Here is a 12,486-nt window from a genome sequence, read left to right on the forward strand (position 1 = left end):
GTCATGCCCTCCCTGTACGGTCCGACCCATGGAAATCAACTGGGACTTGCTGATCAAGGTGCTGGCAGTACTGCCGGTCCTCATACCTCTCATTCTCGCGGCGATCCGCGAGGACCCTGAGGACCAGAAGATCGAACGAGACGTTGATCTCATCGCGAAATTGCCAGATTCCGCTGCAAGGGCGGCACTTCTGAAGCGACTCGACACAAGGATCCGAGAGCAGGACTCCGCGCCAGCCCGATCTCGGAACATTCCATCCCTCGCGGGTGCGATTCTTGGAACCCTTGGACTGACCTGGGCTGCGGCCGCACTGCTCTCCATTGGAGCGTGGTGGGCATACCTTGCGATCGCGCCGGTCGTGATCTTGCTCAGCGTACTCGTCTACGGAATCTTCGAGAGTTCTCAGAAGGTCCCCCGTGACGAGAAGGGAAAGCGTCTTGTTACCTAGGGCGCAGGGACGTGCCATGGACAACTGCGCCCCAACAAATCGACGGGCAACTTCTTGGACCATGGCGTAAGTCAGCGAGGTGACGGCGGATGAGTCGGTCGGTACGCCGGGTTCTGTCCCCGCGCGCGGTTGCCCCCGCACGGGTGACGGCCATCCATCTACGACGTACGTTGCCGCACGCCTCCAGCGGTCTACCCGGAAGCTCGGGCGAGCAGCCCTCGAACGCTTCCTGTCTGACCTTGCTCCAGGTGGGGTTTACCTAGCCGGACCAGTCACCTGGCCCGCTGGTGGTCTCTTACACCACCGTTTCACCCTTACCGCCCACGGCCGAGGCCGTGGGAGGCGGTCTGTTCTCTGTGGCACTGTCCCGCGGGTCACCCCGGGTGGGCGTTACCCACCACCTTGCCCTGTGGAGCCCGGACGTTCCTCGGCGGTGCCACGAGGGCACCGACGCGGCCGTCTGACCGACTCATCCGCTCCCGCAGCCTACACGTCCACGCGGTAGCCCAGCGCGAGCTCGTCGCCGCTCCTGCCGCGGATCCCCCAGCTCTCGGGCGGGCTCTCGAGGATGACGACCTCGAGGTCGTCCGCCGCCAGCCCCAGGAAGGGCGCGACGTCGTCGAACATCGCGGCGATGAGCGCCCGCTTGGCCTCGCGCGAGCGACCCGTGAAGCACACGACCTCGACGACGAGGTAGGCGTCGCTGCGCTGCGGCGCGATCAGGTCGCCGTCCTCCATGAGCAGGAAGCGGTGGAACCGCTTCTCCTCGGGCAGCCCCCAGGCGCCGACGACCGCCCGGTGGATCGCGTCGGAGATGTCCTCGCGCTTCATCTCCCAGACCGTGCGGGTGCCGTAGACCTTGACCTGAACCATGCGGCACAACCTAGTGCCGGGGCGAGCGGTCCGCCACGGGTGACCATCGCCACGCCCCGCCGCGGTCCGTGGCCGTCCGCGACCGCCCTAGAGTGGCGGTGTGCTTCTGCTCCTGCCGCCCTCCGAGGGAAAGTCCGTGCCCGACGACGGAGCTCCCGTCGATCTCTCGGCCCTCAGCTCGCCGTCGCTCACCCGGCACCGCAAGGCCGTGCTCCGCGCGCTCGTCGCCGCGAGCAAGCGGCGCGACGCGCTCGGCGTGCTGGGCGTGAGCAGCGGGCTGGCCGACGAGGTCGCGCGCAACGTGTCGCTGCCCACCGCGCCCGCGGCTCCGGCCGCACGGGTGTACAGCGGCGTCCTGTACGCCGCGGCCGGCCTGGCCGACCTGCCGCCCGCCGCGGCGGCGCGGGCCGAGGAGTCGGTACGGATCGTCTCGGCACTGTGGGGCGCGGTCTCCCCCGCCGACCGCATCCCCGCCTACCGGTTGTCGATGGGGACCAGGCTTCCGCCCCTCGGCGCGCTGGCTCCGACCTGGCGCCCGCACCTCGCCGGGGCGCTCGACGCGCGGGCTGCGGGAGACGTCGTGATCGACTGCCGGTCGGCGCCGTACGCGGCTGCGTGGAAGGTGCCCGCGGACGCCGAGCACGTCGCCGTCCGGGTGCTGCGCGAGCTCGACGGCCGGCGCAGCGTCGTCTCGCACAACGCCAAGCACACGCGCGGCGTCCTCACGGGGCACCTGCTGACCCGTGCCGAGCCCGTGCACTCGGGCGAGGAGTTGCTCAAGGCCGCGTACGAGCTGGTCGGGACGGAGCTGCTCGACGCGACCCTGCTTCCTGGGGCGCGCGGCGCCTCGACGCTGGAGCTCGTGGTCTCCTGAGCTGTTCTGCGGCGCGAGCTGCCCTGCGGCACGCGAGCGGTCGCCGCTTCCCTCACCGACTGTTCGCCGAGTCCGGGTGTTCGAGGCGTGCGGGTGCCGAGAACGAGGTTCCGCGCGGTCGAGCACGAGGTTGAGAACGCTGAGGACCTCAGAACGACCGCAACCTCGTGCTCGGCACCGTGCGGGAGCGGGGCGCTGCGGGACGGCCTAGGGCTCGCTCGGGCACCCGACCACGGTGAGCTCGGTCGCGCCGTCGGCCCACAGCCGCAGGATGCTGACCGATCCCGGCGGCACCCGGAAGCCGGCCCACCGCGAGGGCGGCGCCTCGATCGCGCGGCCGATCGCGGCACGCACCTGCACCGCATGCCCCACCACGACCACGGTCCGGCCCGTGCCGCGGGCCAGCAGGTCCTGCAGACCGGCCCAGACCCGGTCGCCGACGTCCGCCATGGACTCCCCGCCCGGCGCGACCTCGGTGCCCGATGCGAGCCACCTCGCCGGATGCCCGTCCCACCGCTCGGCGATCTGCGGGGCGGTCAGTCCCTCCCACTCACCGAAGTGGACCTCGGCGAAGCGGTCGTCGGACCCGACGTGCAACCCGAGACGGCGCCCGACGGCCCGCGCGGTCTCCTGCGCACGCACCATGGGCGAGGCGACGATCGCTGTCGGTCGGGGCAGGTCGGTCCAGCGGTCGCGACCGATGCGGTAGACCAGGTCGGCGGCCTGCGCGGCCTGCACCCGGCCCCGCGCGGTCAGCGACGGGCCCGGGACCGAGGAACCCGAGTAGGCGCCGGCGACCGTGAGCGGGGTCTGACCGTGGCGGACCAGGACGACGGTGAGCGGCTCGGCGCCGTCGAACCGTGCGCGGGCCCCGGAAGGGCGTGACGGCGTGTCGAACGCCGCGGCGTCGTCGGTGGCCGGACGGGCAGAGTCCGTGGCCGGACGGGCAGAGCTGTCGACCGCACCTGAGGTCTCTTCGGCGCGTCGTCCCTGGTCCTCGCCCCTGCTCTGGTCGTCGTGCGCTTCGCCGACGGCGGGGTCCGGGTAGTCGCGCGCGATCTGGCCGCCCGTGTCCATGGCCTCGTTGGCAAGCTTGTCGGCTGCGGAGTTGTCGGCGCGCGGCACCCACTCGTACGAGACCTGGGACGGCGGGAGGACGAGCGCGGCCTCGGCAGCGAGGCGTCGCATGTCGTCGTGCTTGATCTTCCAGCGGCCCGACATCTGCTCGACGACGAGCTTGGAGTCCATGCGCACGAGCACGCGGGCCTCGGGGTCGATGCCCCGCGCTGCCTCGAGCCCCGCGACGAGTCCCGAGTACTCGGCGACGTTGTTCGAGACGACGCCGAGGTAGCGCGCACGCTCGGCCAGCACTGTTCCCGTCGTGGCGTCCCGGACGAGCGCGCCGTAGCCCGCCGGTCCGGGGTTCCCGCGCGACCCGCCGTCCGCCTCGACGATCAACGACCTACCCATGCTGTTCCTCCACGTCTCGCCTCGTCCATCCGGCCCCGGATCGCTCGGCCGCCTCTGCGTGCTCGGCCGCCTCGGTCAGCGAAGGCCGGGGCTTCGCGCGCCCGGCCGCCGCGGCCGGACCGTGTAGCGGCGCCGAGGTGTGCCACCCGGCCACCTCAGTGTTCCTGGTGCTGGTCGTGGCGTCGAACAGGGGCGATGCGGGCGTGTCTCGTCGAGGTCAGTCGAGCGGGTCGGTGACCAGGCGCGAGCGTGCCTCGTAGATGGTCAGGGGTGGGGCCGTGGCGGTGGTGTGCGCGGTGCCCGTGATGGGGGTCCAGCTCGAGGTGCCGGTGATCTGGAAGCGTCCTTCCCAGGTGGTGCCGAGGGTGATGGTGGCGGTGCCCTCGTCCGAGTAGGTGTGGAAGACGCTCTGGTCGGGGTAGGGGGCGCCGGGGTCGGTGGTCTGGGTCGGGGTGGTGCCGTCGTCGTAGTCCCAGGTGTACGTCGCGGGCGTGGCCTCGATCGTGACCGGGATGCCGAGCAGCGTCGTGGCGAACGTCTGCGGGGTGGGGCTGGTGTAGGTGATGGTCTCGATGTTGACCAGCGTCCAGCCGTCCGGAGGCTGAACCGTGACGGGCGACGGGGCGATCGTCAGGCGTTGGAACTCGACCTCGGCCAACGGTGCGAGGTCGACCGCGGTCAGGCAGTCGCCGTCGTTGAGCAGGGTCCAACCGGTCAGGCCGCTGATGGTTCCGTCCGGGTTGTTGGTCCAGGTCTGCACGAAGACTGGCTCCAGTGCGATCTCACCCTCGGGGCACGAGACCTGGAACTCCCCCTCGACGTCACCGTCTGCACAGGACCCGATCTGGCCCTTGGTCGTGGTGAGGTCCGCGTTGTGGCACAACGCGGCGGGCATCCGCCGGTACTCGGAGGAGGCGGGGGTACCGTCGGAGTTCTTCGGACGATGGGCGGAACCGTCTGCGGAGACGTCGGTGGCGACGATGTCAACCGAATCGTTCTTTGCCTTACCGTCGAAGTCGATCGATCCCGTTGACACCATCGCGGCCAGCGCCCCCAGCACAGCAGCGCTCGTTAGCACAGTCACGAGACCGGCATGTCTGAAGAGACCGTAAGAACACGCCAGAGCGTGCCGTCGTGAAGGACTTCGACGCGATATGGCTTGGACTGCGAAGCTTGACGATCCACCTCGAGGCCAGAACTGTTGATGAGCACCGCATCGCTGATGGCGACATTGACGTCCAGCGGATAGCCACCGACAAGGTCGTCCAGCGGGTAGCCCTTGATAACTACGGCATCAATTTCTCCGCCTCGGTACGTATCACCATCATTAGCGATCTCCTGAGCCTGATCTCGGACCGATGTGCAGAATCCACACAGTTCCGCGAACGTCATCGCTTCCCACTCCTCGAGGTCCCCCGTCGCCATCACGTACGGGTAGAGCTCCAAGAAGTAGGTCGCCGCGGCCGCCGCCCCCACCTCGTCCGTGCGGTCCATGTCCGCCGGTCGCTCGGGCTTGACCGGGCCGGTCGGAACAGGCGTCGGCGTGGACGTGGGGCTCGGAGCCTCGCTCACGACCGACGGTGTCTTCTCCACCTCCGGCGCAGGCGTCGAGCAGCCGCCCAGGACCACGCCGATCCCGACCACCAGCGCCACCGCGCCCAACGACCACGACCGCCCCCAGTCACCGCGCTCGTGTCGACGCCCAGCGCCCGACACACCTCTGCGCGCATGCGCGGCAGCCCTGTGCAACCCCTGCGAACCCATCCCTGCCCCCTCGGTAGGTACCGGCACAGGGCCACACCGCCCCCTACCTCCCCAGGAACCTAACGGGTCAAACCGCCACACCACCACCCCCCGTCCCAGGCTGTGGACAACTAGGCTTCACGACCTCGGGCAGCACCGACCCCGACGATCGGCTGCCACCGCCGGGCGGCCGCAACTGACCCGAGGCCACCGCCCGCCCATCCCGCAAGCCCCCCTCACCGCGACCATGCGGTTGACGTCCCACGAGCATGCGTTTGCCGTCGCTCTGAGCCCGAAACTCGACGGCAACCGCATGCTCGGCACCACGGGCGACGTCAACCCACCGAACACGACGTTGCGCGCATACGAGCACGAGGTTGCGGTCGTGAATTCCGTCAGAACGACCGCAACCTCGTGCTCGGCACCGGAACCCCCGGACACAGCACGACCCCGCCCCACGAGGGACGGGGTCGTGTCGACCGTTCCGACCGCAAGACCGGCCAGCACGACCGGCCCGCAGAACCAGCAGCACCAGCAGGTCCCGTGAGCAGAACCAGCAGCACCGGCAGGTCCCGTCAGCTCCACCCAGCGGCAGCGCCAGCAGTATCAGCAGCGCCTCAGGCGTCGAGACGCACCAGGATGCGCGAGCACTCCTCGCAGCGCGCGACCTGGTCGGGGCTCTTGGCCTTGATGATCTCGACGTCGGACGGGTTGAGCTCGAGGCGGCACCCCTCGCACCGGCGCCCGCTGAGCACGGCAGCCCCCAGGCCGCCGAGCTGTGCGCGGAGCCGGTCGTAGAGCGTGACGAGCCCGGTGTCGAGCCCCTCGACGGCCTGGGCGCGCGCGGCGGTCACGGTCGCGACCTCGGCGTCGATCTGCGCGAGCTCGGCGTCGCGCTCGACCACGACGGCGGCCTTCGCGGCGAGCAGCTCGTCGTTCGCGGCGTCGAGCTTGGCGAGCGCGTCCTCGTGCGCCTCGAGGCGCTCCATGACACCGAGCTCGACCTCCTCGAGGACCTCCTGGCGGCGGGCGAGCGAGGCGAGCTCCCCCACGAGCGCCTGGGCGTCCTTGGCGCCGACCTGGCCCGAGTCGAGGCGGGTCTGGTCGCGGGCGGCACGCGTGCGGACCTGCTCCACGTCACCCTCTGCCTTGGTGAGCTCGCGCTTGAGGTCGCTCACGGCCGTGCGGGAGGCGACGAGCGAGGTGCTCAGGTCGGAGATCTGCGCGTCGAGCTCCGCGATGCGGGCGATCGAGGGCAGCGAGGTGCGCTTGTGCGCGAGCTGCTGCAGGCGGGTGTCGAGCGCCTGGACCTCCAGCAGTCGTCGCTGGTCCTCGGGGGGTGCAGTGGTCACAGGGTGCGTTCCTTTCGATGCAGTTGTGGGGCGCCGTCTCAGGCGCGGGGCGCGGAGCCGATCCGGGCGGTCCAGGGGTCGGTCCGTCGGACGCTCACGCGGGTCTCCACCGTACCCGCATCTGCAAGCCGTTCCGTCAGGTCGGCGGCGGCGTAGCGCAGCCAGGGCCACTCGCTCGCGAAGTGCGCGACGTCCACCAGGAACGGACCGCCCGCCGCGCCGCCCTCGAACTCGGCGCGCTCGCGCAGCTCGGACGCCGGGTGGTGGCGCAGGTCCGCGGTGACGTACACGTCGGCCCCCGCGCTGCGGACGGCGTCGAACAGCGAGTCGCCCGAGCCCCCGACGACAGCCACGGTGCTCACGGCCGCGTCCAGGTCGCCCGCGACGCGCACGCCCTGCTCGGTCGCGGGCAGTGCGGCGGCGACGCGCTGTGCGAAGGCGCGCAACGTCGTCGGCTCCTCGAGGCGTCCCACGCGACCGATGCCGGTCTCGACGGGGTACGCGCCGCCGTCGGGCGCAGAGGGCGCCGGGACGAGCGGCGACCGGTCCACCAGACCGATCGCGTCCGCGAGCGCGTCCGCGACCCCGCGCGGCGCGGCGTCGGCGTTGGTGTGCGCGACGTACAGCCCGACCCCGGCCCGCACCAGCCGGTGCACGAGCGAGCCCTTGAACGTGGTCGCCGCGATCGAGTGCACGGGCCGCAGGAAGAGCGGGTGGTGGGTCACGATCAGGTCCGCGCCCCACTCGATCGCCTCGTCGGCGACCGTCGCGACGGGGTCCACCGCGAAGAGGATCTTGCGGACCGGCTGGGCAGGGTCGCCCGTCACGAGCCCGACGGCGTCCCACCCCTCGGCGGTCGACGGCAGGTAGAGCGCCTCGAGGGTCCGGACGACGTGGGCGAGCGTGGGATGTGCGGTCACGGGCACCAGGCTATCGGCCGCACGCCGTCGGACGGCTGTCACGAATCCTCCTGGGAGCGCTCCCTAGGTGTGTCCGGCAGGGGAGCCGGACCTCGCGACGACGCCCCGGCGTCCACCGGCACCGGACAGACCCGTGCCCACGGTGCGCACCGCACCGCATGTCACCCGCACCTCCCGTACCGGCGAGCGCCGGGTTCACCAGGCCGTCCAACGACGACAGTCCTGCCCGCAGCGCCGCCCAGACCACGGGCGCCCGACGTCGACGTCCCGCGCCCGAGGAGAGAACCGATGATCAGGAAGACCAAGAGCATCAGACGGCCGCGCACCACGCGCGGACCGCAGCGGACCGGCACGATCGGGGTCGCGCTCGCCCTCGTCGGCGCGCTCGCGCTGGGCGCGACCCCCGCCCAGGCGCACGACGACCGGCACGGCCACGGCGGAGGCGGAGGCGGCCTGCCGACCCCCGGCACCCCGCAGACCCTCGCGACCGGGCTCCTCGGCCCGCTCTCGCTGGGTGTGGGCGACGACGGCTCGTTATACGCCTCGCAGAACTTCGGCGGCTCCGTCACCGAGGTGAACCGCCGTGGGCAGCAGAACGTCTACGCGGCCGCCGTCCCCGGCTCGGAGATCAGCGCTGTCTCGACCGACGGGCGCCGCGTCCTGTTCACCGAGGGCACCCCCGACGGGTCGAGCGTGCTCCTCCAGGAGCGCGACAAGCGTGGGAAGATCCGCACGGTCGCCGACATCGGCGCGCACGAGCAGGCCACCAACCCCGACGGCGGCGTGATCTACGGCTTCCGCGACCTCGCGCCCGACTGCGCGGCCCAGGTGCCGCCCGAGGTCGGCGGCGCGAGCCACCACGGCGAGGTCTACTCGCACCCGTACGCCTCCACGACGATCGACGGCACGACCTACGTCGCCGACGCCGGGGCGAACGCCATCTGGTCGGTCGACCGGCGCGGGACGGTCCGCACCGTCGCGGTCCTGCCCGCCCAGCCGCTCGCGGTGACCGCAGAGGTCGCCGCGGCGACCGGGATGCCCGAGTGCACGATCGGCCACACGTACTACAACGAGCCGGTCCCGACCGACGTCGAGCGCGGCCCCGACGGACGCCTGTTCGTCTCGCTCCTGCCCGGCGGGCCCGAGGACCCCTCGCTCGGAGCCCGTGGAGCGGTCTACACCGTGAGCCAGCGCGGGAAGGTCTCCTTCTACGCCGGTGGTCTGCTCACGGCGACCAACCTCGCGGTCTCGCCGCGCGGCGACGTGTACGTGGCCGAGCTCTTCGCGAGCCGCATCTCGGTGATCCGCAAGGGCACCACGACCCCCGTGCCGTTCGCCGAGGTCGTCATGCCCGGCGCGCTCGAGTGGACCTCGTCCGCGCTGTACGTGACCTCGGACGTGCTCGCCGGCCTGCCGACCGGACCCGAGGAGCCCGGCGAACCGGGCGGGGCGAGCATGCTCTCGCCGACCGACTCCGCGAGGCACCGCCCCACGCCCACGCCGACCCCCGAGCCGGTCCCGGGCGGGACGCTCGTCAAGATCCCGCTCAAGGGCGGGCGGTAGCGCGATCCGTCACGACGGGCGCCGGTCGCAGGGATCCTCCTGCGGCCGGCGCCCACCGCCATGTCACCTACCCCGGGCCGGTCAGCCACCGGCCGGGGCACGGACCGCGGCGCCGCCTTCTGGGACGTCCTACGGTGGAGGGATGAGCCAGCACTACGTGCGCTCCTCGCCGACCGGTCCCCTGGCGTCCGCGGTCGGTTCGATGCTGGGCTACGAGATCGCCGACGACGCCCCGTCGGTCCACCGCGGACTGCCCTCCCCCTGGCTGACGCTCGTCATCAGCCTCGACGGGCCGGTCCCGACGGCGACCGGCCCCGGCGCGGACGCACCGCTGCACCGCTTCGAGTCGCTCGTCGGCGGCCTGCACACCACTCCCGCCTACATCCATCAGCCTGCGCACCAGGCCGGCGTCCAGCTCGCGCTCGACCCGCTCGCCGCCCGCACGCTGCTCGGGGTGCCCGCCGGAGAGCTCGGCATCGTCACGGACGCCGACGACGTGCTCGGGCGCGCCTCGCGCGCGCTCCGGGAACGGCTCGGCGAGGCCGGCTCGTGGGCCGAGCGGCTGGCCCTCGTGGAGGATGCCCTGCGGCGCGCGGCGGCCTCCCGGCGTCCTGCGCTCGGCCCGGTGCGGGCCGAGATCGCCGAGGCCTGGCAGCTCATGGTGCGTCGGGGCGGGCGGGTCCGGGTGCCCGAGGTCGCCGCGCACGTGTGGCTCAGCACCCGCCAGCTCTCGTCGCTGTTCACGGCCGAGCTCGGCCTGAGCCCGGGAGCCGCCTGCCGCCTGGTCCGCTTCGACGCTGCCCGGGACGCCGTCCGCGCGAGGTCCCTGGCGCCGTCGGGCCCGAACCTCACGGCGATCGCCGTGCGCACCGGCTACGCCGACCACTCCCACCTGGTGCGGGACTTCCACGCGTTCGCGGGCCTGAGCCCCACGGCGTGGTTGGTCGAGGAACGCGCAAACATCCAAGCCGGGGGCGGTGCCCCGCGCGCAGGATGAAGGCATGGACACCGACAGAACACCTCAGGCACAGGTCTGGCCCACGCTCCAGGCGCACGACGCGCCCGCGCTGATCGATTTCCTCGTCGACGTCGTGGGCTTCCGGCGCAACACCGTCATGACCGACGAGGACGGGCGGGTCGCGCACGCGCAGCTCGACTGGCCACCCGGCGGGGGGATCATGCTGGGGTCTCACAAGCCCGACGGCGAGTGGTCCCGTCAGCCCGGCACGTTCGGGGGGTACGTGGTCGCCGGGGACTCCGGGAGCGGCGTCGGGGTCGAGGAGATCGAGGACCGGGCGACGCGCGCCGGGGCCACGATCCTCGCCCCGCTCCGTGAGACCGACTACGGCAGCCGCGAGCTGGTCCTCGCCGACCCCGAGGGCAACCTCTGGTCCATCGGGACGTACCGCGGCGAACCGCGCGCCGACCTCTGACCGGTCGTCCGCCAGGTCCTGGGACGTCCGAGAGCGCCCGCCGCCTACTTGGCCTGCGAGTAGTCGTCGACGATCGCGACCGTCAGCGGGAAGTCGACCGGGAAGTCGCCGAAGAGCAGCTTCCCGGCCTCGGTGCCCGCGGCCCGGATCTCGTCCGCGACCTGCTCGGCGAGCTCGGCAGGGGCATGCACGATGATCTCGTCGTGCAGGAAGAAGACCATGTGCGGCTGCTCGGTGAAGGGAGCCGGAGCCCGGCCCGGGGTCCGGGCCTGCGGCATCGCGGCGAGCCGTCCCCGCAGCGAGGCCATCCAGCACAGCGCCCACTCCGCTGCGGTTCCCTGCACGACGAAGTTCCGGGTGAAGCGGCCCCAGGCGCGGGTCTGGCTGCGGGCGCGGGACTGGGCGTCGCTCGACGCGGACTCGTCGTACGCGCTGCCCTGCGTCTCCTCCCAGCCCGACCCCGGCGGGGGCGAGCTCCGCCCCAGGCGCGTGGTCACGATCTCGCCGCGCTCGCCCGCGCGCGCGGCCTGCTCGACGAGCTCCAGGGCCCGGGGGAACGCCTTGGCCAGGCGCGGCAGCATGAGTCCGCTCTCCCCCGTGGTGCCCCCGTACATGGCGCCGAGCATCCCGATCTTGGCCTGCGCGCGCGTCTCCACCGCGCCCGCGTCGACGATGCCCTGGTACATGTCGCCGCCGCGCCCGGCCTCTGCCATGACGAGGTCTCCCGAGAGCCCCGCGAGGACGCGGGGCTCGAGCTGAGCCGCGTCGGCCACGACGAGCTTCCAGCCCGGGTCCGCGACCACGGCCGACCTGACCTGGTGCGGGAGCTGGAGCGCTCCCCCGCCGTTCGCGGCCCAGCGCCCCGTGACGACTCCCCCGACGACGTACTCGGGCCGGAACCTCCCGCCGCGCACCCAGGTGTCGAGCCAGTTCCAGCCGTTGGCCGTGAGCAGGCGGCTGAGCTTCTTGTACTCGAGCAACGGGGCCACGACCGGGTGGTCCACCCGTTCGAGGTCCCACTTGCGGGTCGACTTCACGCCCACCCCGGCGTACTCGAGGGCCTTGAGGAGCTCGGGTCCCGAGTCGGGGTTGAGGGCCGGCGCGTCGAGCGCGGTCCGGACCTGCTCGGCGAGCGCCTCGAGGCGGGCCGGGCGCAGGCCCAGCGGCGGACGTGTCCCCAGGACTCCCGTGAGCATCGCGTCGTGGAGGTCCTCACGCCACGGCAGCCCGGCATGGCTCATCTCGGCGGCGACCAGGGCGCCCGCGGACTCCGCGGCGAGCAGCAGCCGCAGCCGCCCCGCGCCCGACGACGTCGCGACGGCCTCGAGCTGTCTGTGCAGCTCCCCGACCGGGTCGGGTGGGGAGACGGCGCGCCGGTCGCCGAGGTCGAAGAGCGCGTCGGGGCGGTCGAGCCCCGGGACGGGGGCGGTGGGCACGGGGTGCATCTGGTCCCACGCGTCGCGCGGCGCCCGTGCGAGCGGCGTGCCGACCGTGAGCGTCGAGCGGCGCAGGATCGCGCGGGACAGCCGCAGGTCATGCGCGCGCTCGATCCGTCGGCCCGCTGCGAGGGCTGCCGGGTACCAGAGGTTGGTGTCGTCCCAGACCCAGCGGGTCACCGGGGCCGGGGAAGGCTCGCCGCTCCGACCGTTCGGCTCGCGCGCGAGCAGCCCCGGCCAGGGCGCGTGGGTGCGCGGCGGGCCGAGAGGCTCGCCGCGGGCGTCGAGGTCCTGGACGTCGACGAGGCCCGGGTCGGCGGGCGACGTGCGGAGCGGGACCGAGTACACGACGCAGAGTCTGCCGTGCGGGTCTG

At 72.5% G+C, this 12,486-nt stretch carries 12 protein-coding genes and 1 other RNA gene; 5 read left to right on the top strand and 8 right to left on the bottom strand.

Features of this window, described 5'->3' with window-relative positions; genetic code table 11:
- Nucleotides 1-28 precede the first annotated feature (28 nt).
- Nucleotides 29-448 carry a hypothetical protein gene (locus ACIPWA_RS10915; protein ID WP_400290108.1) on the top strand — a complete coding sequence of 140 codons (420 nt, stop codon included), beginning with the start codon at nt 29-31 and terminating at the stop codon, nt 446-448.
- Between the two features lie 86 nt (nt 449-534).
- Here the strand turns inward: ACIPWA_RS10915 and rnpB are convergent.
- Both rnpB and ACIPWA_RS10925 read right to left on the bottom strand, forming a co-directional pair.
- An RNA gene (gene rnpB, locus ACIPWA_RS10920) (RNase P RNA component class A) lies at nt 535-920 on the bottom strand.
- A gap of 14 nt (nt 921-934) precedes the next feature.
- Nucleotides 935-1,321, bottom strand: coding sequence for a tautomerase family protein (locus ACIPWA_RS10925; RefSeq protein WP_056763458.1), 387 nt, complete (start codon nt 1,319-1,321; stop codon nt 935-937).
- 100 nt (nt 1,322-1,421) lie between these two features.
- Here ACIPWA_RS10925 and ACIPWA_RS10930 point away from each other — a divergent pair, with 100 nt between their 5' ends.
- The gene (locus tag ACIPWA_RS10930; protein WP_400290111.1) at nt 1,422-2,195 is read left to right on the top strand and encodes a YaaA family protein; all 774 of its coding nucleotides are present in this window, start codon (nt 1,422-1,424) and stop codon (nt 2,193-2,195) included.
- A 207-nt stretch (nt 2,196-2,402) separates the two neighbouring features.
- Here the strand turns inward: ACIPWA_RS10930 and ACIPWA_RS10935 are convergent, their stop codons facing one another.
- From ACIPWA_RS10935 to ACIPWA_RS10955, 5 genes are all read right to left on the bottom strand, one after another.
- On the bottom strand, nt 2,403-3,665 hold the full coding sequence (locus tag ACIPWA_RS10935; protein WP_400290113.1) for a bifunctional RNase H/acid phosphatase: 1,263 nt from the start codon (nt 3,663-3,665) through the stop codon (nt 2,403-2,405).
- A 217-nt stretch (nt 3,666-3,882) separates the two neighbouring features.
- On the bottom strand, nt 3,883-4,560 hold the full coding sequence (locus tag ACIPWA_RS10940; protein ID WP_400290115.1) for a hypothetical protein: 678 nt from the start codon (nt 4,558-4,560) through the stop codon (nt 3,883-3,885).
- 185 nt (nt 4,561-4,745) lie between these two features.
- The gene (locus ACIPWA_RS10945; protein ID WP_400290117.1) at nt 4,746-5,318 is read right to left on the bottom strand and encodes a DUF6318 family protein; all 573 of its coding nucleotides are present in this window, start codon (nt 5,316-5,318) and stop codon (nt 4,746-4,748) included.
- A 707-nt stretch (nt 5,319-6,025) separates the two neighbouring features.
- Nucleotides 6,026-6,760, bottom strand: a complete 735-nt coding sequence (locus tag ACIPWA_RS10950; protein WP_056651074.1) for a zinc ribbon domain-containing protein — start codon at nt 6,758-6,760, stop codon at nt 6,026-6,028.
- A 38-nt stretch (nt 6,761-6,798) separates the two neighbouring features.
- Nucleotides 6,799-7,680 carry a Nif3-like dinuclear metal center hexameric protein gene (locus ACIPWA_RS10955; RefSeq protein WP_400290119.1) on the bottom strand — a complete coding sequence of 294 codons (882 nt, stop codon included), beginning with the start codon at nt 7,678-7,680 and terminating at the stop codon, nt 6,799-6,801.
- 288 nt (nt 7,681-7,968) lie between these two features.
- Here ACIPWA_RS10955 and ACIPWA_RS10960 point away from each other — a divergent pair, with 288 nt between their 5' ends.
- From ACIPWA_RS10960 to ACIPWA_RS10970, 3 genes are all read left to right on the top strand, one after another.
- Nucleotides 7,969-9,243 carry a ScyD/ScyE family protein gene (locus ACIPWA_RS10960; protein ID WP_400290121.1) on the top strand — a complete coding sequence of 425 codons (1,275 nt, stop codon included), beginning with the start codon at nt 7,969-7,971 and terminating at the stop codon, nt 9,241-9,243.
- 142 nt (nt 9,244-9,385) lie between these two features.
- Nucleotides 9,386-10,240 carry an AraC family transcriptional regulator gene (locus tag ACIPWA_RS10965; RefSeq protein ID WP_068708740.1) on the top strand — a complete coding sequence of 285 codons (855 nt, stop codon included), beginning with the start codon at nt 9,386-9,388 and terminating at the stop codon, nt 10,238-10,240.
- A 4-nt stretch (nt 10,241-10,244) separates the two neighbouring features.
- The gene (locus ACIPWA_RS10970; protein ID WP_056651068.1) at nt 10,245-10,676 is read left to right on the top strand and encodes a VOC family protein; all 432 of its coding nucleotides are present in this window, start codon (nt 10,245-10,247) and stop codon (nt 10,674-10,676) included.
- 44 nt (nt 10,677-10,720) lie between these two features.
- Here the strand turns inward: ACIPWA_RS10970 and ACIPWA_RS10975 are convergent, their stop codons facing one another.
- Nucleotides 10,721-12,460 carry a bifunctional 3'-5' exonuclease/DNA polymerase gene (locus tag ACIPWA_RS10975; protein ID WP_400290123.1) on the bottom strand — a complete coding sequence of 580 codons (1,740 nt, stop codon included), beginning with the start codon at nt 12,458-12,460 and terminating at the stop codon, nt 10,721-10,723.
- Between the last annotated feature and the right edge of the window lie 26 nt (nt 12,461-12,486).

It is taken from the genome of Oerskovia enterophila, assembly GCF_044748475.1.
GTDB lineage: Bacteria > Actinomycetota > Actinomycetes > Actinomycetales > Cellulomonadaceae > Oerskovia > Oerskovia enterophila.